Raw genomic sequence first — 23,317 nt, 5'->3', positions numbered from 1 at the left:
GGCTGATTCGTTCAGCACAAGATTATATTCAATCGGAAATTTACATTAACGAATTGTATCTGGTTGAAAAATAAAGTTGATAATGAGGTCCGTGAATGCCCAGCAGCATCTGGTTCAAAGCATTACTGTTATTTGTTGCCCTTTGGGCACCCTTAAGTCAGGCGGAAACGGGATGGCAGCCGATTCAGGAAACCATCCGTAAAAGTGATAAAGACAACCGTCAGTATCAGGCCGTGCGTCTGGATAATGGTATGGTGGTATTGCTGGTTTCCGATCCGCAGGCAGTAAAATCTCTTTCGGCATTGGTCGTGCCTGTTGGGTCGCTGGAGGATCCAGAGGCTTATCAGGGGCTGGCGCATTATCTTGAGCATATGAGTTTGATGGGATCGAAAAAGTACCCGCAAGCTGACAGCCTGGCCGAATACCTCAAAATGCACGGCGGCAGCCACAATGCCAGCACGACGCCGTATCGCACCGCTTTCTATCTGGAAGTCGAAAATGATGCACTGCCTGGCGCAGTAGATCGTCTGGCAGATGCCATTGCAGAACCCTTGCTCGACAAGAAATATGCTGAACGCGAGCGTAATGCGGTAAACGCTGAATTAACGATGGCGCGCACGCGTGACGGGATGCGTATGGCGCAGGTCAGCGCAGAAACCATTAACCCGGCGCACCCGGGGGCAAAATTTTCTGGTGGTAACCTGGAAACTTTAAGCGATAAACCGGGTAATCCGGTGCAACAGGCGCTGAAAAATTTTCATGAGAAATACTACTCAGCCAATCTGATGAAGGCTGTTATTTACAGCAACAAACCGTTGCCGGAACTGGCGAAAATGGCGGCGGAAACTTTTGGTCGCGTCCCTAATAAAGACAGCAAAAAACCAGAAATTACCGTACCAGTAGTGACTGATGCGCAAAAGGGAATCATCATCCATTATGTTCCTGCGCTGCCGCGTAAAGTGCTGCGCGTTGAGTTTCGCATCGATAACAATTCAGCGAAGTTTCGCAGCAAAACCGATGAGTTGATTACCTATCTGATTGGTAACCGCAGTCCCGGAACGCTGTCTGACTGGCTGCAAAAGCAGGGATTAGTTGAGGGAATTAGCGCCAGCTCCGATCCTATCGTTAATGGTAACAGCGGCGTGTTAGCGATTTCCGCCTCTTTGACTGACAAAGGCCTGGCGAATCGCGATCAGGTTGTAGCGGCTATTTTTAGTTATCTCAATTTGTTACGTGAAAAAGGCATTGATAAACAGTATTTCGATGAACTGGCGAATGTACTGGACATTGATTTCCGCTATCCGTCGATTACCCGCGATATGGATTATGTCGAATGGCTGGCGGACACCATGATTCGCGTGCCGGTTGAGCATACGCTGGATGCGGTTAATATTGCCGATCGGTACGATGCTAAAGCAGTGAAAGAACGTCTGGCGATGATGACGCCGCAGAACGCACGTATCTGGTATATCAGCCCGAAAGAGCCACACAATAAAACGGCTTATTTTGTCGATGCGCCGTATCAGGTCGATAAAATCAGCGAGCAAACTTTTGCTGACTGGCAGAAAAAAGCCGCCAGCATTGCACTCTCTTTACCGGAACTTAACCCCTATATACCGGACGATTTCTCGCTGATTAAGCCAGAAAAGAAATATGACCATCCAGAGCTGATTATCGATGAGTCGAATTTGCGCGTGGTATATGCGCCAAGTCGCTATTTTTCCAGCGAGCCAAAAGCGGATGTCAGTCTGATTTTACGTAATCCGAAAGCGATGGACAGCGCCCGTAATCAGGTGATGTTTGCACTTAATGATTATCTCGCCGGGCTGGCGCTCGACCAGTTAAGCAATCAGGCGTCGGTGGGAGGCATAAGTTTTTCCACCAATGCTAACAATGGCTTAATGGTCAATGCTAATGGTTACACCCAGCGCCTGCCGCAGCTTTTCCAGGCGTTGCTGGAGGGCTACTTTAGCTATACCGCTACACAAGAGCAGCTTGAGCAGGCGAAATCCTGGTATAACCAGATGATGGATTCTGCAGAAAAGGGTAAAGCGTTCGAGCAGGCCATTATGCCTGCGCAAATGCTCTCGCAGGTACCGTACTTCTCGCGCGATGAACGGCGTAAAATTTTGCCTTCCATTACTCTGAAAGAGGTGCTGGCCTATCGCGACGCCTTAAAAACGGGGGCAAAGCCCGAGTTTATGGTTATTGGCAATATGACCGAAACTCAGGCAATGACCCTGGCGCGTGATGTACAAAAACAGTTGGGCGCTGATGGTACTGAGTGGTGTCGTAACAAAGATGTGCTGGTCGATAAAAAGCAATCGGTCATCTTTGAGAAAGCCGGTAACAGTACCGACTCCGCGCTGGCGGCGGTTTTCGTGCCAACGGGTTATGATGAATACACCAGCTCAGCCTACAGTTCTCTGTTGGGGCAGATAATACAACCGTGGTTTTACAACCAGTTGCGTACCGAAGAGCAATTAGGTTATGCCGTATTCGCTTTCCCGATGAGCGTGGGGCGTCAATGGGGGATGGCCTTCCTGCTGCAAAGCAACAATAAGCAACCTTCATACCTGTGGGAGCGTTACAAGGCCTTTTTCCCGACAGCAGAGGCAAAACTGCGGGCGATGAAGCCAGAAGAATTTGCGCAAATTCAGCAGGCGGTTATCACTCAGATGTTGCAGGCGCCCCAAACGTTAGGCGAAGAAGCCTCGAAATTAAGTAAAGATTTCGATCGCGGCAATATGCACTTCGATTCGCGTGATAAAATCGTGGCCCAGATAAAACTGCTGACGCCGCAAAAGCTTGCTGATTTCTTCCATCAGGCGGTGGTCGAGCCGCAAGGCATGGCTATTCTGTCGCAGATTTCCGGCAGCCAGAACGGGAAAGCCGAATATGTGCATCCTGAAGGCTGGAAAGTGTGGGAGAACGTCAGCGCGTTGCAGCAAACAATGCCCCTGATGAGTGAAAAGAATGAGTGATGTCGCCGAGACACTAGATCCTTTGCGCTTGCCCTTACAGGGCGAGCGCCTGATTGAAGCCTCTGCCGGCACAGGCAAAACCTTTACGATTGCGGCGCTCTATTTGCGCCTGTTACTTGGACTAGGCGGTTCTGCCGCCTTTCCCCGCCCGCTGACCGTTGAAGAACTGCTGGTGGTGACCTTTACCGAGGCTGCCACCGCAGAATTGCGCGGCCGTATCCGTAGCAATATCCACGAGTTGCGCATCGCCTGTCTGCGAGAAACGACCGACAACCCGCTGTACGCGCGCCTTCTGGAAGAGATTGACGACAAAGCGCAGGCCGCACAATGGCTGCTGTTAGCCGAACGGCAGATGGATGAAGCGGCGGTCTTTACCATTCACGGTTTTTGCCAGCGTATGCTCAACCTGAATGCCTTTGAGTCCGGCATGTTGTTTGAGCAGCAACTGATAGAAGATGAATCGCTGTTACGTTACCAGGGCTGCGCGGATTTCTGGCGTCGTCACTGCTATCCGTTGCCGCGTGAAATTGCCCAGGTGGTCTTTGAAACCTGGAAAGGGCCACAGGCCTTGCTGCGAGACATTAACCGTTATCTGCAAGGGGAAGCGCCGGTTATCAAAGCGCCGCCGCCGGACGATGAAACGCTGGCTTCTCGTCACGCGCAAATTGTGGCGCGTATCGATGCTGTAAAACAGCAGTGGCGTGATGCAGTAGGTGAACTGGATGCGCTGATTGAATCTTCCGGTATTGATCGCCGCAAGTTTAACCGTAGCAATCAGGCTAAATGGATAGACAAGATCAGTGCCTGGGCAGAAGAAGAGACAAACAGTTATCAGTTGCCAGAGCCACTGGAAAAATTCTCTCAGCGTTTCTTAGAAGATCGCACGAAAGCGGGGGGCGAGACGCCGCGTCATCCGTTGTTTGAGGCGGTCGATCAATTGCTTGCCGAGCCGCTATCGATCCGTGATTTGGTGATCACTCGTGCGCTGGCGGAGATCCGCGAAACAGTAGCGAGTGAAAAACGTCGGCGTGGTGAACTGGGTTTTGACGACATGTTAAGTCGGCTGGATTCCGCGTTGCGTAGCGAAAGCGGTGAGGCGCTGGCCAGCGCGATCCGTGCTCGTTTCCCGGTGGCGATGATCGACGAATTTCAGGACACCGACCCTCAACAGTACCGGATTTTTCGCCGTATCTGGCACCATCAGCCGGAAACGGCGTTGTTGTTGATTGGTGATCCGAAACAGGCTATTTACGCGTTCCGTGGTGCGGATATTTTCACCTACATGAAGGCGCGTAGTGAAGTTCACGCGCACTATACCTTAGATACTAACTGGCGTTCCGCTCCGGGGATGGTGAATAGCGTTAACAAGCTTTTCAGCCAGACTGATGACGCTTTTATGTTTCGCGAAATACCGTTTATTCCCGTGAAATCTGCCGGGAAAAATCAGGCGCTACATTTTGTTTTTAAAGGCGAAACGCAACCAGCAATGAAAATGTGGTTGATGGAAGGTGAAAACTGCGGTGTTGACGATTATCAAAGCACCATGGCGCAGGTATGTGCCGCGCAAATCCGCGACTGGTTACAGGCCGGGCAGCGCGGAGAAGCGTTGCTGATGAACGGTGACGCCGCGCGTCCGGTACGCGCTTCGGACATCAGTGTGTTGGTGCGCAGCCGTCAGGAGGCCGCCCAGGTGCGCGATGCCTTAACGCTGCTGGACATCCCTTCCGTTTACCTTTCTAACCGCGATAGTGTGTTTGAAACTCTGGAAGCGCAGGAGATGCTTTGGCTGTTGCAGGCGGTGATGACGCCTGAACGAGAGAACACTCTGCGCAGTGCGCTGGCAACGTCAATGATGGGGCTAAACGCGCTGGATATCGAAACGCTAAATAATGACGAACATGCGTGGGATGCGGTCGTCGAAGAGTTCGATGGTTATCGGCAAATCTGGCGCAAACGCGGCGTTATGCCCATGCTGCGGACGCTGATGTCGGCGCGCAACATTGCAGAAAATCTGTTGGCAACAGCAGGCGGCGAGCGGCGTCTTACTGATATCTTGCATATTAGCGAGCTGCTCCAGGAAGCGGGAACACAGCTTGAAAGTGAACATGCGCTGGTACGCTGGTTATCGCAGCATATCCTCGAGCCCGACAGTAACGCCTCCAGCCAGCAAATGCGCCTCGAAAGTGACAAACATCTGGTGCAGATTGTCACGATTCATAAATCAAAAGGACTGGAATATCCTCTGGTCTGGCTACCATTTATCACCAATTTCCGCATTCAGGATCAGGCGTTCTATCACGATCGCCACTCATTTGAGGCTGTTCTGGATCTTAACGAAGCGCCAGAAAGCGTCGATCTGGCTGAAGCCGAGCGTCTGGCGGAAGATTTGCGTTTGCTTTACGTGGCGCTGACGCGTTCGGTTTGGCATTGTAGCCTCGGCGTTGCACCGCTGGTGCGTCGTCGTGGCGATAGAAAAGGGCCAACTGATGTCCACCAAAGCGCGCTCGGGCGCTTGCTGCAAAAAGGGGAACCATTAGATGCGGCAGGCCTTCGCGCCTGTATTGAAGCGTTATGCGATGAGGATATTGCCTGGCAGACGGCACAAATCGGTGATAACCAACCCTGGCGAGTTAATACTGTTTCTACCGCAGAGTTGAATGTGAAGACGCTGCAACGACTACCCGGTGATAACTGGCGTGTTACCAGCTATTCCGGTTTACAGCAGCGCGGTCACGGTATTGCTCAGGAACTGATGCCGCGGCTGGATGTCGATGCTGCAGGCATTGCCAGCGTCGTTGAAGAACCGACGTTAACACCGCATCAGTTCCCGCGTGGTGCGTCACCGGGAACATTTTTGCACAGCTTGTTTGAGAATTTGGATTTTACCCAGCCAGTTGAGCCGAATTGGGTGCGGGAAAAACTGGAACTCGGCGGCTTTGAACCGCAGTGGGAACCGGTGTTGACCGAGTGGATTACCGCTATTCTTCAGGCACCGCTCAATGAAAGCGGCGTTAGCTTAAGTCAGCTTTCCGCCCGTGATAAACAGGTGGAGATGGAGTTTTATCTGCTGATTAGTGAACCGCTTATCGCCAGCCGGCTTGATGCGTTAATTCGCCAGTTTGACCCGCTTTCTGCAGGCTGCCCGCCGCTGGAGTTCATGCAGGTGTGCGGCATGTTGAAAGGTTTTATCGACCTGGTGTTCCGTCATGAAGGGCGTTATTACCTGCTCGACTATAAATCCAACTGGTTGGGTGAAGACAGTTCCGCATATACCCGGCAGGCTATGGCAGCGGCGATGCAGGCACACCGCTATGATTTGCAATATCAGCTTTATACCCTGGCGCTGCACCGTTATCTACGCCATCGCATTGCTGATTACGACTATGAGCGCCATTTTGGCGGCGTTATCTATCTGTTCCTGCGCGGTGTTGATAAAGAACATCCGCAACAAGGAATTTACACGACCCGACCTGATGCCGGGTTGATTGCCCTGATGGATGAGATGTTTGCCGGTATGACCCTGGAGGAGGCGTGATGAAATTGCAAAAGCAATTACTTGAAGCTGTGGAGCACAAACAGCTACGCCCGTTGGATGTGCAGTTTGCTTTGACCGTAGCGGGTGATGAACATCCTGCCGTCACTCTTGCGGCAGCGTTGTTAAGTCATGATGCTGGGGAAGGGCACGTCTGCCTACCGCTTTCACGACTGGAGAATAACGAGGCGTCAAATCCGCTACTGGCAACCTGCGTCAGCGAAATCGGTGAGTTACAAAACTGGAAAGAGTGTTTGCTTGCTTCGCAAGCGGTTAGCCGGGGAGATGAACCGACGCCTATGGTGCTTTGTGGCGATCGTCTTTATCTGAACCGTATGTGGTGTAATGAGCGCACGGTGGCGCGCTTTTTCAACGAAGTAAATCATGCCATTGAGGTGGATGAATCGTTGCTGGCGAAAACGCTTGATAAGCTTTTTCCTGCAAGCGATGAAATTAACTGGCAAAAAGTGGCGGCAGCAGTAGCGCTGACGCGGCGGATCTCGGTGATCTCCGGTGGTCCAGGTACTGGTAAAACCACCACAGTAGCGAGGTTGCTGGCGGCGTTAATTCAGATGGCAGGTGGCGAACGTTGTCGCATTCGCCTGGCTGCGCCGACGGGGAAAGCTGCCGCACGCTTAACAGAATCCCTCGGCAAGGCTTTGCGCCAGTTACCGTTGACCGATGAACAAAAGAAACGCATACCGGAAGACGCCAGCACCTTGCACCGCCTCCTGGGCGCGCAGCCGGGCTGCCAGCGTTTACGCCACCATGCCGGTAATCCACTGCATCTTGATGTGCTGGTGGTGGATGAAGCGTCAATGATCGATCTCCCGATGATGTCGCGACTGATCGATGCCTTGCCCGATCATGCGCGGGTGATCTTTCTTGGCGATCGTGATCAACTCGCTTCGGTTGAGGCTGGGGCGGTGCTGGGTGATATCTGCGCTTATGCCAACGCTGGGTTTACCACAGCGCGCGCGGCTCAGTTAAGCCGCCTGACGGGAAGTCACGTTCCTGCGGGAACAGGTACAGAAGCGGCGTCCTTGCGCGACAGCCTCTGCTTGCTGCAAAAAAGCTACCGTTTCGGCAGTGATTCTGGCATTGGCCAGTTAGCGGCGGCGATTAACCGTGGCGATAAAGCAGCAGTGAAAACGGTTTTTCAGCAGGATTTTACTGATATCGAAAAACGCCTTTTACAGAGCGGCGAAGATTATATTGCGATGCTTGAGGAAGCCCTTGCGGGTTATGGTCACTACCTGGAGCTACTGCAAGCGCGTGCCGAGCCGGATTTAATTATTCAGGCGTTCAATGAGTACCAGCTTTTGTGCGCCCTGCGGGAAGGGCCATTTGGTGTTGCCGGGCTGAATGAGCGAATTGAACAGTTTATGCAACAGAAGCGCAAAATTCACAGGCATCCTCACTCACGCTGGTACGAAGGCAGGCCGGTGATGATTGCTCGTAATGACAGCGCACTTGGGTTGTTTAACGGTGATATCGGTATTGCGCTGGATCGCGGGCAGGGGACGCGGGTCTGGTTTGCGATGCCGGACGGTAACATTAAGTCAGTGCAACCGAGTCGCCTGCCAGAGCACGAAACCACGTGGGCGATGACTGTACATAAATCGCAAGGGTCGGAGTTCGACCATGTTGCGTTGGTTTTACCGAGCCAGCGTACCCCTGTGGTGACACGAGAGCTGGTTTACACTGCTGTGACCCGTGCGCGCCAACGTTTGTCGCTGTATGCCGATGAGCGCATATTAAGTGCGGCGATTGCCACACGCACCGAGCGGCGTAGTGGGCTGGCAGCGCTGTTTAGTTCGCAGGGATAAATGTGAATGCCTGATGCGACGCATGTGCGTTTTATCATACCTGGAGTATTGCGCATATCGCATCCGGCGATTTTCATAGCTTATCCCAAATCCGCCATCAACACTTTGGATTTGCGCTGGTAGTTGTACATCTGCTTTTTACTCTCCGGCAGTAAATCAGTATCTACCGGGGTAAATCCGCGCTCCTGGAACCAGTGGATACTGCGCGTTGTCAGCACAAACAATTTACTTAAGCCGCTCTGCTTCGCCTGGGCTGCAATGCGTTCCAGTAAAACCTCGCCCCTTGATGAACTGCGGTAATCCGGGTGGACTGCGACACAAGCCATTTCACCAATCTTCTCTTCCGGGAATGGGTAGAGGGCGGCACAGGCAATGGTCATGTTATCACGCTGAATAATGGTGAATTTATCGATCTCCATCTCCAGTTGCTCACGGGAGCGGCGTACCAGAATACCCTGTTGCTCCAGCGGGCGAATTAACTCCAGAATACCGCCGATATCATTAATGGTGGCGCGACGGATTTGCTCCGCGCTTTCCATCACAATCTGCGTACCAATGCCGTCACGAGAGAACAGTTCCTGCAACAGCGCACCATCTTCCTGATAACTGATTAAATGACAGCGACGCACGCCGCTGCGACAGGCTTTCACCGCGCCACGCAAAAAACGCACCGTACCGGAGTTGTAATCGCCTTGCTCTTCCAGGGCTTCTACCCGTGCCTGAGCCTCGTTGGGGAAAAGCTCGGAGACAATATCGCCGTCGTCATTGGTGACGCCCTGCGAAGAGCAAAAACCAATCATCTTCTCGGCTTTCAGTTTGATGGCAAGTTGAGTGGCAATCTCTTCTGAGGTCAGATTAAAGCTCTCACCAGTGACCGAAACTGCCACCGGACCCAGTAGTACAATCGCGCCGTTGTCCAGTTGGCGATGGATAGCTTCTTCATCAATCCGCCGAATTCGTCCGCTATGGCAGTAGTCTACGCCGTCATCTACGCCCAGCGGCTGGGCAATAATAAAGTTACCACTAACGACGTTGATGTGCGCTCCCTGCAACGGTGTGTTGTTGAGACTCATCGACAGGCGAGCGGTAATGTCCAGTTGCAACGTGCCTGCGGCTTGCTTCACCAGCTCCAGTGTTTTGGCGTCGGTCACGCGTATGTTTTTGTGATATAGCGGCTCGTGGTGATGTGCTGCCAGATTTGCATCGATTTGCGGACGCGCGCCATAGACCACCACCAGACGGATGCCGAGACTGTGCAGCAGCCCAATATCATTGACAATACTGGAAAAATTCTCATGCTCGATGGCCTCTCCGCCAAGCATGATGACAAACGTTTTTCCCCGGTGAGTATTGATATAGGGAACCGAATGACGGAATCCCTCGACCAGCTCGGTTTTACGTTCCTTCACCACGGCACACCTCTTTGCATTATTATTCGAAATTAATGTATTTTTATTCTGATTTTTTACTGTGTGCAAGTGCAAATTTTATGCGCGAGCAACTTTTTTATCAGTAATACCGTGAATATAAAAAGAATGTTTACTGTTTAGTAGATGACAGATTATGCGTCTTTCGCTAAAGTTTCCGGTCAAATTAGTCGTTTACTTGTTACACAGCTTAGATTTCTTTTGCTCGGGAGAAGCATGTCAGGATCCAACACTGCAATCAGCCGTCGTCGTTTACTGCAAGGCGCGGGTGCCATGTGGCTATTGAGCGTCAGTCAGGTCAGTCTGGCTGCGGTTAGCCAGGTCGTGGCTGTGCGCGTCTGGCCTGCATCCAGCTATACCCGCGTGACAGTAGAATCAAACCGTCAATTGAAATATAAGCAGTTCGCGTTGAGTAATCCTGAGCGCGTGGTGGTAGATATTGAAGATGTAAACCTGAACTCGGTGCTTAAGGGGATGGCTGCGCAAATACGCGCGGATGACCCTTTCATCAAGTCAGCGCGCGTCGGGCAATTTGATCCGCAAACGGTGCGGATGGTTTTTGAACTAAAGCAAAATGTAAAACCGCAGATGTTTGCCCTCGCGCCGGTTGCAGGATTTAAAGAGCGTCTGGTGATGGATCTCTATCCGGTCAATGCTCAGGATATGCAGGATCCGCTGCTGGCGTTGCTGGAGGATTACAACAAAGGCGATCTCGAAAAACAGGTACCGCCAGCGCAGAGCGGCCCACAGCCTGGCAAGGCAGGGCGCGATCGCCCGATTGTCATCATGCTTGATCCCGGTCACGGTGGCGAAGACTCCGGTGCAGTGGGAAAATACAAAACGCGTGAAAAAGATGTGGTGTTGCAGATTGCTCGCCGCCTGCGCGCTTTGATCGAAAAAGAGGGCAACATGAAGGTGTACATGACGCGTAATGAAGACATCTTCATTCCGTTGCAAGTACGCGTAGCAAAAGCACAGAAACAGCGTGCAGATCTGTTCGTCTCTATTCACGCAGATGCCTTTACCAGTCGCCAGCCGAGCGGCTCCTCGGTATTTGCGCTTTCGACCAAGGGTGCAACCAGTACCGCGGCAAAATATCTGGCGCAAACTCAGAACGCCTCGGACTTGATTGGTGGTGTGAGCAAGAGCGGCGACCGCTATGTTGACCACACCATGTTCGATATGGTGCAGTCGCTGACCATTGCCGACAGCCTGAAGTTTGGTAAGGCTGTATTGAATAAGCTGGGCAAAATCAACAAGCTGCATAAGAACCAGGTTGAGCAGGCGGGGTTTGCCGTTTTGAAGGCGCCTGATATTCCTTCTATTCTGGTCGAAACGGCGTTTATCAGTAACGTTGAGGAAGAGCGCAAACTGAAAACGGCGACCTTCCAGCAACAGGTTGCGGAATCTATCCTTGCGGGGATTAAAGCCTATTTTGCCGATGGGGCAACGCTGGCGAGAAGGGGGTAAATAAAAAGGCGCTGAATGGCGCTTTTTTTATGATAGGCAGGAAACAAAAAAACACCCTTCAGGGTGTTTGATAATTGGTTGCGGGGGCCGGATTTGAACCGACGACCTTCGGGTTATGAGCCCGACGAGCTACCAGGCTGCTCCACCCCGCGTCACCGTACTGCTTTTACTTCATCAAATTTTAATTGGTTGCGGGGGCCGGATTTGAACCGACGACCTTCGGGTTATGAGCCCGACGAGCTACCAGGCTGCTCCACCCCGCGTCCGTGGATGCGCACTATACTCCGCTCGCGTTTTTATGCAACTTTTTTTTACCCGGATCACGGATTTTCGATGATTTTGAGTAAAAACAAGGCACTTGAGATTGTTTTTTGTACAAAACTTGCATCAGGGAGCGGCTGCGCATTTCATTAAACGCGACGGTTTGTTATCTTCGTTGCGCCTTATTTTTTAACCTGAAGAAGAGAACAATGAAAGGACGTTGGGTAAAGTACCTTCTTATGGGCGCGGTTGTGACGATGCTTGCCGCTTGCTCCTCCAAACCAACCGATCGTGGACAGCAATATAAAGACGGGAAATTTACCCAGCCTTTCTCTCTGGTGAACCAGCCAGATGCCGTTGGCGCACCGATTAACGCTGGTGATTTTGCTGAGCAAATTAACCATATCCGCAATGCGTCGCCGCGTCTGTATGGCAATCAGAGCAGTGTTTATAATGCTGTACAGGAATGGCTGCGGGCGGGCGGTGATACCCGCAATCTGCGCCAGTTTGGGATTGACGCCTGGCAGATGGAAGGGGCCGATAACTACGGCAACGTGCAGTTTACGGGCTACTACACGCCGGTAATTCAGGCGCGTCATACCCGCCAGGGTGAGTTTCAGTATCCCATTTATCGTATGCCGCCAAAACGCGGTCGTCTGCCGTCCCGTGCTGAGATCTACGCTGGAGCGCTGATCGATAAATATATTCTCGCTTACAGTAACTCCTTAATGGATAACTTCATTATGGATGTGCAGGGGAGTGGTTATATCGATTTTGGCGATGGCAGCCCGCTTAACTTCTTTAGCTATGCCGGAAAGAACGGTCATGCTTATCGTAGTATCGGTAAGGTGCTGATCGACCGTGGCGAAGTGAAAAAAGAAGATATGTCGATGCAGGCGATTCGTCACTGGGGCGAGACGCACAGTGAAGCTGAAGTTCGTGAACTGCTTGAACAGAATCCATCTTTCGTCTTCTTTAAACCGCAATCTTTTGCGCCGGTGAAAGGGGCAAGTGCGGTACCGTTGGTGGGTCGCGCTTCTGTTGCCGCTGATCGCTCTATTATCCCGCCCGGTACCACCTTGCTGGCAGAAGTCCCGTTGTTGGATAATAACGGCAAATTTAATGGTCAGTACGAACTGCGTCTGATGGTGGCGTTGGATGTCGGTGGCGCAATCAAAGGTCAACACTTCGATATCTATCAAGGAATTGGCCCGGAAGCCGGACACCGCGCAGGTTGGTATAACCACTATGGGCGCGTTTGGGTGCTAAAAACGGCTCCAGGTGCAGGTAACGTCTTTAGCGGCTGATATGCTATTCTATACGCCGTTTTTAAGGATAAGACAGAGTGAGAAATAATCTCGCTCTAAGTGCGCGTTGTTCATGCCGGATGCGGCGTGAACGCCTTATCCGGCCTACAAATCATGCAAGTTCAATGTATGCAGGAGATATGTAGGCCTGATAAGCGTAGCGCATCAGGCATTTATGCGTTTAGGGTGAGGGATAACCTCACCCTTTTTAATTCTGAGGTGCTATGTCTGTTGTGATAAGTGATGCCTGGCGCCAGCGTTTTGGCGGTACTGCGCGTCTGTATGGTGAAAAAGCGTTGCAACTGTTTGCTGATGCGCATATTTGCGTCGTCGGCATTGGCGGCGTCGGTTCCTGGGCGGCGGAAGCGCTGGCGCGAACGGGGATTGGCGCTATTACGCTGATTGATATGGATGATGTCTGCGTCACCAATACCAATCGGCAAATTCATGCCCTGCGCGATAACGTCGGGTTGGCAAAAGCGGAAGTGATGGCGGAACGTATTCGCCAGATTAACCCGGAGTGTCGGGTAATGGTGGTGGATGATTTCGTGACGCCGGATAACGTTGCGCAATATATGAGTGCCGGTTATTCGTACGTGATTGATGCCATTGATAGTGTGCGACCCAAGGCAGCACTGATCGCATATTGTCGGCGTAATAAAATCCCGCTGGTCACGACCGGAGGCGCGGGTGGGCAGATTGATCCGACGCAGATTCAGGTTACCGATCTGGCGAAAACGATTCAGGACCCGCTGGCGGCGAAGTTGCGCGAGCGCCTGAAAAGCGATTTTGGCGTGGTAAAAAACAGTAAAGGGAAGCTCGGCGTGGACTGCGTGTTCTCTACCGAAGCACTGGTATACCCGCAGTCAGACGGTACAGTCTGCGCGATGAAAGCTACGGCAGAAGGACCAAAGCGGATGGATTGTGCTTCAGGGTTTGGCGCGGCGACGATGGTAACCGCCACTTTTGGCTTTGTTGCGGTTTCTCATGCGCTGAAGAAGATGATGGCGAAGGCGGCGCGTCAGGTGTAAACATTATGTCGGATGCGACGCCTGATGCGTCTTATCCGACCAGAATCAGCGCCGCATCCGGTATCAAGCCTGCTTCGTCGCCGCGATAATTGCCTCGCTTAACGCATTTAACCCCTGACTGCGTGAGGCGCTAAGTTGTGAACGTAACCCTAGTTCATCAAATAATGCTAGCGGTGACTGTGTCTGTAATTCGGCGGCGGTTCTCCCCTCAACGGCGGTCAATAACACGGCCAGAAGACCGCGCACTATGCGTCCTTCGCTATCGCCAAAGAAGTGCATTTTACCGTTTTCAGCAACGGTATAGCCCAGCCAGACGCGGTTCTCGCATCCGGCAATCTCTTTGGCTTGCGCTTTCAACTCATCTGATAAAGCAGGAAGCTGTTTCCCCAACATAATCAGTTGACGATATTTCTCTTCCCACTGCGTCAACGGCGCGAAAGTATCGCGTAACGACTGTGCGGTAACTGTTGTGCCAAACGGATGTTCGGCGAATTGCGGGCTAGTCATTAATCCACCAATAATTCCAGTGCGCGGTCAACGGCATTCACCAGCGCATCTACATCACTCTTTGTATTATATGGCGCAAAAGAGGCGCGCAGTGTACCGGTTACGCCTAATTCTGCCAGCAGTGGCTGGGCGCAGTGTTGCCCGGCGCGCAGAGCAATGCCGTACTCTGCCAGCAGGGTCACCATATCGCTGTGGTGAACATCCGCGAAATCAAAGGCCAACAAGCTGGAATCCTGACAGCGGAAAGAACGAAAGCCCGGGCGTTTTGCCAGCGCTTCTTCTGCCAGCGTAGCCAGACTGCGACTCCAGCTTTCGGCCTGGCTAATATCGTAATCTGTCAACCATTCCAGCGCTGCGCTTAATCCAATGACACCAGCGACATTTGGCGTTCCGGCTTCCAGTTTCCATGGGACTGATTGTGTGGAGAAGCCGTCAAAGCTGACTTCATGAATCATTTTGCCGCCGCCCAGCCAGGGTGACATCGCTTCCAGTAGCTCTGGTTTGCCATATAGCACACCGATACCCGTTGGGCCGTAAAGCTTGTGACCCGAGAAAGCGTAGAAATCGATACCCAGTTGCTGAACATCCGCAGGGAAATGCACCGCGCCCTGGGCGCCATCAACCATGACCACCATTTCGGCTGCGTGAGCAAAAGTAATCGCGCGCGCCAGATCCGGGCAACCTCCGGTGACATTCGACATTTGCCCCAGCGCCAGAATCCGACTACGGGGAGTCATTAGCTCCGGTAATAAATCGACATCCGGTAACCGTTGCGCATTTAGCGGTAACTTCACCACTTTGGCCCCGGTTTGTTGCGCGACCATCAGCCATGGAACGAGGTTGGCGTGGTGCTCTGCCACACTGACAATAATCTCATCGCCCGGTTGCAGACGCGGACGGGCATAGCATTGCGCTACCATATTGATGGATTCAGTGGTGCCACGCGTCCAGACGATAGTTTTGTCATCCGGTGCATTGAGCCATTTCGCCACTTTTTCCCGTGCAGCTTCATAACGCGCGGTCAGGCGTTGAGCTTCGGCAAACTGGCTGCGATGCACGTTTCCGCCGCTCAGACTGTAAAACTGCCGGGTTGCTTCAACGACAGCTTCTGGCTTGAGCGCAGTCGCGGCGCTGTCGAGATAGACGCCCGCATCCTGTAATGCGGGAAACTGCGCACGGAACTGCGCGGGATTAAAAACGTTCATGGTACTCCTCGGTTTGATAAACCGATCGTGGCGCAAAATTCACTTTGATACAAGGTGAGTCCTAACCCTCGGATTTATCTGGATATCCAGATGGCTCTACATCAGTGACGTATGCTGAATAGTGTCAGGCGTAAATTTTAGCCTGTTAATCGATTTTTATTGCGAGTTAATAATCGCTTTAAGGAGAAGAAGATGAAAAAGACTGCCGCTACGCTTTTCGCCTGTATGCTGACTTTTGCCCTTAGCGCCTGTTCCGGTTCAAACTATGTTATGCACACCAACGATGGGCGTACCATTGTCGCCGATAGCAAGCCGATGACGGATGATGAAACCGGGATGATTTCCTATAAAGACGCTAATGGCAACAAACAGCAGATTAATCGCACTGATGTGAAAGAGATGGTTGAACTGGCTCAATAATTGGCGAGCGCAAGGTAAAAAAAAAGCACCGCAATTAGGCGGTGCTACATTAATCACTATGGACAGACAGGGTAAATGTACAGGAAGTGAAAAAAGGTAGCTTTGCTACCATGGTCTGAATCGCAGACCAATTGCAAACACAACAACACAACATCACAACCGTAAGCCAAAAGTTAATCAGAACACGCATTCCGATAAAACTTTTCGTTCCGGCTCAGGAAGTGCCGCCACTATAGGTATTTGCTGGTAGAAGCTCAACGGACAAATTATAATGGCTCAGATAAAAAAAACTAATAGGTTACACAATGTGATCTAATTGTTAAATTTCTTTAACATCAAAGTTTAAAAGCCATGTCAAAACGATTACCACCGCTAAATGCCTTACGAGTTTTTGATGCTGCCGCACGCCATTTAAGTTTCACGCGCGCAGCAGAAGAGCTTTTTGTGACACAGGCCGCAGTAAGCCATCAAATCAAGTCACTTGAAGATTTTTTGGGTCTAAAGCTATTCCGCCGCCGTAATCGTTCACTTCTGTTAACCGAAGAAGGGCAGAGTTATTTCCTCGACATCAAAGAAATTTTTTCGCAATTAACTGAAGCGACACGTAAACTCCAGGCCCGTAGCGCTAAGGGGGCATTGACGGTCAGTTTACTACCCAGTTTCGCCATCCACTGGCTTGTCCCTCGGCTTTCCAGCTTTAATTCAGCTTATCCGGGAATCGATGTCCGAATTCAGGCGGTCGATCGCCAGGAAGATAAACTGGCGGATGATGTTGATGTGGCTATATTTTATGGTCGCGGTAACTGGCCAGGACTACGGGTAGAAAAACTTTATGCTGAATACCTGTTGCCTGTATGTTCGCCTTTGCTGTTAACCGGTGATAAACCCTTGAAGACACCCGAAGACCTGGCTAAACATACTTTGTTGCACGATGCCTCCCGGCGTGACTGGCAGACATATACCCGGCAACTGGGACTAAATCATATTAATGTCCAACAGGGGCCGATTTTCAGTCACAGCGCAATGGTGTTGCAGGCAGCTATACACGGGCAGGGAGTCGCGCTGGCGAATAACGTGATGGCGCAGTCCGAAATCGAGGCCGGACGCCTTGTCTGCCCGTTTAATGATGTACTGGTCAGCAAAAATGCTTTTTATCTGGTTTGTCATGACAGCCAGGCAGAACTGGGTAAAATAGCCGCCTTTCGCCAATGGATTCTGGCGAAAGCTGCTGCTGAACAAGAAAAATTCCGCTTTCGTTATGAACAATAATTTACGTAGGGTACGACCATGACCAGCCGTTTTATGCTGATTTTCGCCGCCATTAGTGGTTTCATTTTTGTCGCTCTGGGCGCTTTTGGCGCGCACGTATTAAGTAAAACTATGGGTGCCGTTGAAATGGGTTGGATCCAGACCGGCCTTGAATACCAGGCGTTCCATACGCTGGCGATTTTAGGTCTGGCGGTGGCGATGCAGCGCCGCATCAGTATCTGGTTTTACTGGAGTAGCGTATTTCTGGCGTTAGGCACGGTGCTGTTCAGCGGCAGCCTTTATTGCCTGGCGCTGTCTCATCTGCGTTTGTGGGCGTTTGTCACCCCGGTTGGCGGCGTAAGCTTCCTCGTGGGCTGGGCGTTAATGTTAGTCGGAGCTATCCGTTTAAAGCGCAAGGGCGTAAGTCATGAATAAGGTTGTATTGTTGTGCCGTCCGGGCTTTGAAAAAGAGTGCGCCGCAGAAATTACCGATAAAGCCGGTCAGCGGGAAATATTCGGTTTTGCTCGCGTAAAAGAGAATGCAGGTTATGTGATTTATGAATGTTATCAGCCAGATGATGGCGATAAGTTAATCCGCGATCTGCCGTTCAGCTCATTAATTTTCGCCCGTCAGTGGTTTGTGGTTGGTGAGTTGCTCCAGCACTTGCCGCCAGAAGATCGTATTACCCCCATTGTCAGCATGTTGCAGGGCGTGGTGGAGAAAGGCGGCGAACTGCGTGTTGAAGTTGCGGATACCAACGAAAGTAAAGAGTTGCTGAAATTCTGCCGTAAATTCACCGTACCGCTACGTGCTGCCTTGCGCGATGCTGGCGTACTGGCGAACTATGAAACGCCAAAACGTCCGGTGGTGCACGTCTTCTTTATTGCACCTGGCTGCTGCTACACCGGTTATTCTTACAGCAACAATAACTCGCCATTCTATATGGGCATACCGCGCCTGAAGTTCCCGGCAGATGCGCCAAGCCGTTCCACGCTCAAACTGGAAGAGGCGTTTCATGTGTTTATTCCTGCGGATGAGTGGGATGAACGCCTGGCGAACGGGATGTGGGCGGTGGATTTGGGCGCTTGCCCGGGCGGCTGGACCTACCAACTGGTGAAGCGCAACATGTGGGTTTATTCCGTCGACAACGGCCCGATGGCGCAAAGTCTGATGGATACCGGGCAGGTGACCTGGTTGCGGGAAGATGGTTTCAAATTCCGTCCGACACGCAACAATATCTCGTGGATGGTGTGCGACATGGTGGAAAAACCAGCAAAAGTTGCGGCGCTGATGGCTCAGTGGTTGGTTAATGGCTGGTGCCGTGAAACCATCTTCAACCTCAAACTGCCGATGAAAAAACGCTACGAAGAAGTGTCGCATAATCTGGCGTATATTCAGGCACAGCTTGATGAGCATGACATAAATGCTCAGATTCAGGCGCGACAGTTATATCACGATCGCGAAGAAGTGACGGTGCACGTCCGCCGTATCTGGGCTGCGGTAGGTGGTCGTCGCGACGAGCGGTAACTGGCAAGGCCGGGGCGTTGACTCCGGCCAGCGACCATTTCCGTCAGGCTGTTACCAAAGAAGTTGCGACCTGGCGCTCATCAGAAATAATGTGCGTGACTTCATCCAGATGCCCGATGCGGGCTTCTCCTGAACGATTAAATTTACTTTTATCAATCAATAACAACGATTGCGCGGCGCGTTTTAATAACATGGATTTGTAGTCGGCATTAATCGCGTTGGAGTCCCACAATGCGCCGCTGCTGTCGATCCCTTCGCAAGAAAAAATGAACAGATCGATTTCCAGTGATTTAAGCTGGGAAATCAGCGAAGGATTGACGTAGCAACCATATTTGCGCTCAAGTGTGCCGCCGGAACTGATCAGTTGAATGCGTTCGCGCTTACCGAGTTCATGGCAAATTGGATGGCTATTGGTGAAGACCTGAATGTCGATGTCAGGCAACTGGCGTGCCAGATACCAGCACGTTGAACTGGCGTCTAAGGCGATCACCATCCCTTCTTCAATCCACGCGAGTGCCTCGCGGGCGATATCTGCTTTATGCGCATAATGACTTTTCAGTCGGATATGAAAGGGATCGCCACTGTCTTGATTTTGACGGTGGATATATTTGGCGCGCCCATGATTGCGCAGAACTTTGCCTCGCGCCTGTAATTCATTGAGATCGCGACGAATGGTTTCTTTACTGACCTTTAGCTGCTCAGAGAGCGTTTCCGTGGTCAAACTGGTATGGTTCAGCAGCAGGTCGACTATCGCTTGCTGGCGTGCCGCTTTCATATTTTTCACCCCATCATTCGATAACCGCCCGCGTCATGCGGGCGTACCGATATGAGATTACGGCGTTACCCCTTTTTTTAAAAGAATATTCCCGTACTTCGCACGTTCTCCTGTGATTACGATCGCAAAGGCTTTTTGCGCCCGCTCATAAAACGCAAAACGGTCAATGCGGGTAATTTCAGGGCAGGGGGCCTGGAATGAAAGTGCATTGCGATAGCGTTGTTCGACTTCAGGATCGAGTGTGTCACCTTCTACCGCCGCCATCATCACCAGCGGCGGCGCATAGCTATCCAGTTCAAATAACGGGATAATCGCCTGGAGTAAGTCGCTGACCAACAGACCATCAGCGCGGATCACCTGCGGTCCCATTGCATGGGCAGGAAAGTGAGCATCAGAAAAAATAATTTCATCTCCATGCCCCATTTCTGCCAGTACTTTCAACAGTTCGGGAGAAATTAACGGCGAAATTGTTTTCAGCATTTCACGCCTCCTCTATAAATTCGGGTTCAGTTTGCGGGTAGAAATAACGGTACTGATAATGAATCTGCGCGCGGGCTTCTTCCGGGCTGTTAAATTCCCCTACGCCATACCAGCCAAATAGCGCCGCTCCTGCGACGGTCGTTTCGGCGTCGTCGAGAACTTTTACAGGAATATCAAGCACATTGGCTTTAATCTGATTCCACAATGTGTTGCGACTTCCGCCACCGACTAACAGTAATTCAGAGGCTTTAAAATGGCCGATTTTTTCCAGCATCTGTAGATTGCGTTGTAACTGCGTGGTTAACCCTTCCAGCGCCGCGCGATAGAAATGCCCCCGCGTGGTATTGAGCGTCACGCCTTGCCAGCCTGCGTTTTGACATGACAACAAATCACACTGCATTTTTACTCCGTCCGCGCCAGGTGGGATCCGACGTGCTTCTTCAATCAGCATTTGCCACGGAGTTTCAACCGTCCAGAACAGTTTTCTCACCCATTCCAGCACGCCGGATGCCAGCCATTGCATACCTGGGTTATATAACCCTGCCTGGCTATCCAGTTCGCAGGTGGATCCGGCGTACTGACTTAGCAGCGAAGTATCAACCTGCGCGCTGCGGACCATTAAAATTTCCCATGTACCAGAAGAGAGCACGGGTTCATTTTGTTCGGCGCCAGCGCCAAAAAGGGCGAACTGGGTATCGTGACCCGCGGAAATCACCGGAATACCAACGGGTAAGCCAAGCATTGCTGCGGCGCTGTTCTGTAGCGTGCCAATCTGTTCACCAGCCTCCACCAGACGAGGGAAGAGACGGCGAGGGATACCGGTGGCTTGTAAGATTTGCGGGCTGAAATCGCGTTGCTGAATATCCAGCATCTGGCTGGTTCCGGCCATGGTGACATCCGTAGTCAATTCGCCAGTTAAACGGTGGTTAATCAGTGACGAAATAAAGAGCCAGGCGTGCGCGTGTTCCAACAGTTGTGGATGATTTTCTTTCAACCACACCAACTTATATAACGTATTGAAACTAAAGGCTCCGATCCCAGAAATAGCCTGCAATTTCTGTGCAGAGATCAATCGTCCAATATTTTCCATTACCGCCGCCGTTCGCGGACATTTCCAGCTAATGATCGGATAGAGCAGATTTCCTTGCTTATCTACCAGAGCACCATCCACGCCAAAGGTCGTTACGGCAATACCGCGGATGTGGCACTCAGCCAGTTCACCGTTGATTTGCCGACAACAATCAGCAAAGCGTTGCAAAATGGCGTCTAAAGACCACTGGTGCCAGGTACTGTTTTCCATCGCGATATCGCTGGCATTAGGCGTTGAGGCGCGGGCAACAATTTTTCCCTGCCGATTAACCGCGATGGCCCTGACATTGGTCGCTCCACAGTCGAGTACCAGGATAACTTCTTGTTTCATAATCGCTCCTGCAATATAGCCGGATAATATGGCTTATCCGGCTAACCACTCTTGCTTGTTCAGGCCCGGTAGCCGGAGCGACCGGGCATCACATCAGGGAGTAATGTATTAACGCTTGTACAGCGGGCCGTAGTTCTGGCAAGCGCGGTAATCCTGGCCTTCAATATCCATACCGTGCGCCGCCCAGGCCGAAGGACGATACACTTTTGTCTCTTCAACGTTGTGCATACATACCGGGATACGCAACATTGAGGCGAGGGTGATAAAGTCTGCGCCGACATGGCCGATGGTCAGAACCCCGTGGTTAGCGCCCCAGTTTGCCATTACCGAGTACACATCCGTAAACGGCCCTTTGCCGGTGAGGCGCGGTGCAAACCAGGTCGTTGGCCAGGTTGAGTTAGTGCGTTTGTTGAGGATGTCATGCACATCCTTCGGTAACTCAACGCTCCAGCCTTCTGCGATTTGCAGTACCGGTCCCAGTCCTTTGATGATGTTGACACGGGTCATGGTGAACGGAACGCCGCCTTCGGTAAGGAAGCGGGAAGAGTAGCCGCCGCCACGGAAATATTCGTGGATCGCCGGACACCATTCGGTAGCGGCGAGGCAAGCGTCAGCCTCTTGCTGAGAGATTTCCCAGTGCGGCTTCATGGTCGGTTTACCTTCGCTGTCGCGTTGTTTGCAGGAACCATCCAGAGCGGCAGAGCCGGAGTTGATCAGATGGATAATGCCGTGTTCAGCCAGCCCGTCCAGTTTATACCCTGTTACACGCTCAATTGCTTCTGGTGACCAGTAGGTACGCACATCGGCAAATACCTGAGCGGTGCCGGTAAGTTGGTGGCCCATCAGCATTGCTACGCCGTTAAGACTGTCGTTTTCGGTCGCCACAACAAACGGTTTGCGCACGCCATTCCAGTCAAATGAACTATTGAGAATTGCTTCGGCGGTGTCGCCATTGGGATATTGATCGGTCCAGTGACGTTGCCCCTGGAAGCCCGCAGCAATGGCGTTGTAGCCAAGAGATTCTTCCACACGACCGATATCAGCCAGTTTACTGTTGCCTTGCATCATGTCGCGGATACACATCGCCATCAGCAAACTTTCACGCAGAACTGCGCGGCTTTGCTCAGCATTGCGTTGATACTGTTTGTTATTTTCATCTTCGCCATAGCGGAAGTTTTTATCAGCCCAGGCCAGAGCCATTTCCAGTTCGGCTTCGTCGTAAATCTTCTGATCGATACGGCGACGCAGTTCGGTCATATCCACCGCCTGGACTTTCATCCCCAGCCAGGATTCAAAGAAGTTGTGGTCAACGATGGAACCGGCGATGCCCATCGAAACGCCGCCCAGCGACAGATAGCTTTTACCTTTCATGCTGGCGACTGCCAAACCGGCGCGGGCAAAGCGCAGCAGTTTTTCTTCAACGTCGGCAGGGATCGATGTGTCATCGGCATCCTGAACGTCATGACCGTAAATGGAGAATGCCGGGATGCCTTTCTGACTGTGAGCTGCCAGAGCTGCGGCGAGGTAAACAGCGCCGGGGCGTTCAGTGCCGTTAAAGCCCCAAATGGCTTTCGGGCGGGTTGGGTCCATGTCGATGGTTTCACTGCCATAGCACCAGCAAGGCGTTACCGTAATGGTAAGACCTACATTCTGGCTGCTGAATTTTTCTTCGCAGGCGGCGGCTTCAGCCATACCCGCGATACAGGTATCGGAAATGACACACTCGACGACAGCTCCGCAGGCATGGCGCAGTTTCTCGGTCAGCAGTGCGGCTGTGGCTTTCGCCATATTCATTGTTTGTTCTTCAAGCGACTCACGAACGCCCATGCGACGACCATCAATAACCGGGCGGATACCAATTTTCGGTAAGCTGATTTTTTTCATTACAGATTC

At 51.8% G+C, this 23,317-nt stretch carries 17 protein-coding genes and 2 tRNA genes; 10 read left to right on the top strand and 9 right to left on the bottom strand.

What is annotated here, in order from left to right; all coding sequences use genetic code 11:
- The first annotated feature begins 95 nt into the window (after positions 1-95).
- Genes ptrA through recD form a run of 3 tightly spaced genes read left to right on the top strand, consistent with a single transcriptional unit; the run spans position 96 to position 8,345 of the window.
- Positions 96-2,984, top strand: a complete 2,889-nt coding sequence (gene ptrA, locus EA14781_RS02245) for a pitrilysin (protein WP_001141170.1) — start codon at positions 96-98, stop codon at positions 2,982-2,984.
- Positions 2,977-6,519, top strand: a complete 3,543-nt coding sequence (recB, locus tag EA14781_RS02240) for an exodeoxyribonuclease V subunit beta (RefSeq protein WP_002461395.1) — start codon at positions 2,977-2,979, stop codon at positions 6,517-6,519. Before ptrA ends, recB begins: the two co-directional genes overlap by 8 nt.
- A complete protein-coding gene (gene recD, locus EA14781_RS02235) occupies positions 6,519-8,345 on the top strand; it encodes an exodeoxyribonuclease V subunit alpha (protein WP_000775984.1) in 1,827 nt (608 codons plus the stop codon). The genes recB and recD overlap by 1 nt, the downstream gene beginning before the upstream one ends.
- A gap of 80 nt (positions 8,346-8,425) precedes the next feature.
- Here recD and argA read toward each other — a convergent pair whose 3' ends face one another.
- Positions 8,426-9,757, bottom strand: coding sequence for an amino-acid N-acetyltransferase (gene argA / locus EA14781_RS02230; protein ID WP_000237961.1), 1,332 nt, complete (start codon positions 9,755-9,757; stop codon positions 8,426-8,428).
- Between the two features lie 231 nt (positions 9,758-9,988).
- Here argA and amiC point away from each other — a divergent pair, with 231 nt between their 5' ends.
- Positions 9,989-11,242, top strand: coding sequence for an N-acetylmuramoyl-L-alanine amidase AmiC (gene amiC / locus EA14781_RS02225; RefSeq protein WP_002461400.1), 1,254 nt, complete (start codon positions 9,989-9,991; stop codon positions 11,240-11,242).
- A gap of 75 nt (positions 11,243-11,317) precedes the next feature.
- On the opposite strand, the gene EA14781_RS02220 is transcribed toward amiC, so the two are convergent.
- Positions 11,318-11,394: transfer RNA gene (locus tag EA14781_RS02220), tRNA-Met, on the bottom strand.
- A 34-nt stretch (positions 11,395-11,428) separates the two neighbouring features.
- Positions 11,429-11,505, bottom strand: a tRNA-Met gene (locus EA14781_RS02215).
- A 207-nt stretch (positions 11,506-11,712) separates the two neighbouring features.
- Between EA14781_RS02215 and mltA the strand changes: the two genes are divergently transcribed.
- Together mltA and tcdA are read left to right on the top strand one after the other, a co-directional pair.
- Complete coding sequence (gene mltA / locus EA14781_RS02210; protein WP_000678634.1) at positions 11,713-12,810, top strand: murein transglycosylase A; 1,098 nt, start codon at positions 11,713-11,715, stop codon at positions 12,808-12,810.
- A gap of 224 nt (positions 12,811-13,034) precedes the next feature.
- Entirely contained in the window at positions 13,035-13,841 is an 807-nt protein-coding gene (gene tcdA / locus EA14781_RS02205; RefSeq protein WP_000117712.1) for a tRNA cyclic N6-threonylcarbamoyladenosine(37) synthase TcdA, read from the top strand.
- A 63-nt stretch (positions 13,842-13,904) separates the two neighbouring features.
- Here the strand turns inward: tcdA and csdE are convergent, their stop codons facing one another.
- A complete protein-coding gene (gene csdE, locus EA14781_RS02200; protein WP_000203716.1) occupies positions 13,905-14,348 on the bottom strand; it encodes a cysteine desulfurase sulfur acceptor subunit CsdE in 444 nt (147 codons plus the stop codon).
- Positions 14,348-15,553, bottom strand: a complete 1,206-nt coding sequence (csdA, locus tag EA14781_RS02195; RefSeq protein WP_002461403.1) for a cysteine desulfurase CsdA — start codon at positions 15,551-15,553, stop codon at positions 14,348-14,350. Before csdA ends, csdE begins: the two co-directional genes overlap by 1 nt.
- 192 nt (positions 15,554-15,745) lie before the next feature.
- Between csdA and EA14781_RS02190 the strand changes: the two genes are divergently transcribed.
- The 4 genes from EA14781_RS02190 to rlmM all read left to right on the top strand — a co-directional run bounded on the left by EA14781_RS02190 (position 15,746) and on the right by rlmM (position 18,749).
- Positions 15,746-15,973: a YgdI/YgdR family lipoprotein gene (locus EA14781_RS02190; protein ID WP_000750400.1), complete on the top strand. Its 228-nt coding sequence runs from the start codon at positions 15,746-15,748 to the stop codon at positions 15,971-15,973.
- Positions 15,974-16,324: 351 nt separating this feature from the next.
- Positions 16,325-17,242, top strand: coding sequence for a glycine cleavage system transcriptional regulator GcvA (gene gcvA, locus EA14781_RS02185; RefSeq protein WP_000044394.1), 918 nt, complete (start codon positions 16,325-16,327; stop codon positions 17,240-17,242).
- Positions 17,243-17,260: 18 nt separating this feature from the next.
- Positions 17,261-17,656, top strand: a complete 396-nt coding sequence (locus EA14781_RS02180; RefSeq protein WP_000203906.1) for a DUF423 domain-containing protein — start codon at positions 17,261-17,263, stop codon at positions 17,654-17,656.
- The gene (gene rlmM, locus EA14781_RS02175; RefSeq protein WP_001045505.1) at positions 17,649-18,749 is read left to right on the top strand and encodes a 23S rRNA (cytidine(2498)-2'-O)-methyltransferase RlmM; all 1,101 of its coding nucleotides are present in this window, start codon (positions 17,649-17,651) and stop codon (positions 18,747-18,749) included. The genes EA14781_RS02180 and rlmM overlap by 8 nt, the downstream gene beginning before the upstream one ends.
- A 43-nt stretch (positions 18,750-18,792) precedes the next feature.
- On the opposite strand, the gene fucR is transcribed toward rlmM, so the two are convergent.
- The 4 genes from fucR to fucI form a co-directional block, all read right to left on the bottom strand.
- On the bottom strand, positions 18,793-19,524 hold the full coding sequence (gene fucR, locus EA14781_RS02170; RefSeq protein WP_002461407.1) for an L-fucose operon activator: 732 nt from the start codon (positions 19,522-19,524) through the stop codon (positions 18,793-18,795).
- A gap of 57 nt (positions 19,525-19,581) precedes the next feature.
- Positions 19,582-20,004 (bottom strand): L-fucose mutarotase, encoded by a 423-nt coding sequence (gene fucU / locus EA14781_RS02165; protein ID WP_000920828.1) that lies wholly within the window; start codon positions 20,002-20,004, stop codon positions 19,582-19,584.
- Between the two features lies 1 nt (position 20,005).
- The gene (gene fucK / locus EA14781_RS02160) at positions 20,006-21,424 is read right to left on the bottom strand and encodes an L-fuculokinase (RefSeq protein WP_000808403.1); all 1,419 of its coding nucleotides are present in this window, start codon (positions 21,422-21,424) and stop codon (positions 20,006-20,008) included.
- Positions 21,425-21,532: 108 nt separating this feature from the next.
- Positions 21,533-23,308: an L-fucose isomerase gene (fucI, locus tag EA14781_RS02155; RefSeq protein ID WP_000724180.1), complete on the bottom strand. Its 1,776-nt coding sequence runs from the start codon at positions 23,306-23,308 to the stop codon at positions 21,533-21,535.
- Positions 23,309-23,317 lie beyond the last annotated feature (9 nt).

It is taken from the genome of Escherichia albertii NBRC 107761 = DSM 17582 (assembly GCF_000759775.1).
Classification (GTDB): domain Bacteria; phylum Pseudomonadota; class Gammaproteobacteria; order Enterobacterales; family Enterobacteriaceae; genus Escherichia; species Escherichia albertii.
The sequence above is the reverse complement of the archived record's forward strand: the minus strand, read 5'-3'. Positions and strand labels throughout refer to the sequence as shown.

Bases quoted from the DNA above. Each gene is read 5' to 3' on its own strand.
- csdE (WP_000203716.1), bottom strand. From the start codon at position 14,348: ATGACTAGCCCGCAATTCGCCGAACATCCGTTTGGCACAACAGTTACC.
- ptrA (WP_001141170.1), top strand. From the start codon at position 96: ATGCCCAGCAGCATCTGGTTCAAAGCATTACTGTTATTTGTTGCCCTT.
- csdA (WP_002461403.1), bottom strand. From the start codon at position 15,553: ATGAACGTTTTTAATCCCGCGCAGTTCCGTGCGCAGTTTCCCGCATTA.
- fucI (WP_000724180.1), bottom strand. From the start codon at position 23,308: ATGAAAAAAATCAGCTTACCGAAAATTGGTATCCGCCCGGTTATTGAT.
- EA14781_RS02190 (WP_000750400.1), top strand. From the start codon at position 15,746: ATGAAAAAGACTGCCGCTACGCTTTTCGCCTGTATGCTGACTTTTGCC.
- fucK (WP_000808403.1), bottom strand. From the start codon at position 21,424: ATGAAACAAGAAGTTATCCTGGTACTCGACTGTGGAGCGACCAATGTC.
- recB (WP_002461395.1), top strand. From the start codon at position 2,977: ATGAGTGATGTCGCCGAGACACTAGATCCTTTGCGCTTGCCCTTACAG.
- mltA (WP_000678634.1), top strand. From the start codon at position 11,713: ATGAAAGGACGTTGGGTAAAGTACCTTCTTATGGGCGCGGTTGTGACG.
- recD (WP_000775984.1), top strand. From the start codon at position 6,519: ATGAAATTGCAAAAGCAATTACTTGAAGCTGTGGAGCACAAACAGCTA.
- tcdA (WP_000117712.1), top strand. From the start codon at position 13,035: ATGTCTGTTGTGATAAGTGATGCCTGGCGCCAGCGTTTTGGCGGTACT.
- EA14781_RS02180 (WP_000203906.1), top strand. From the start codon at position 17,261: ATGACCAGCCGTTTTATGCTGATTTTCGCCGCCATTAGTGGTTTCATT.
- fucR (WP_002461407.1), bottom strand. From the start codon at position 19,524: ATGAAAGCGGCACGCCAGCAAGCGATAGTCGACCTGCTGCTGAACCAT.
- rlmM (WP_001045505.1), top strand. From the start codon at position 17,649: ATGAATAAGGTTGTATTGTTGTGCCGTCCGGGCTTTGAAAAAGAGTGC.
- gcvA (WP_000044394.1), top strand. From the start codon at position 16,325: ATGTCAAAACGATTACCACCGCTAAATGCCTTACGAGTTTTTGATGCT.
- amiC (WP_002461400.1), top strand. From the start codon at position 9,989: ATGTCAGGATCCAACACTGCAATCAGCCGTCGTCGTTTACTGCAAGGC.
- fucU (WP_000920828.1), bottom strand. From the start codon at position 20,004: ATGCTGAAAACAATTTCGCCGTTAATTTCTCCCGAACTGTTGAAAGTA.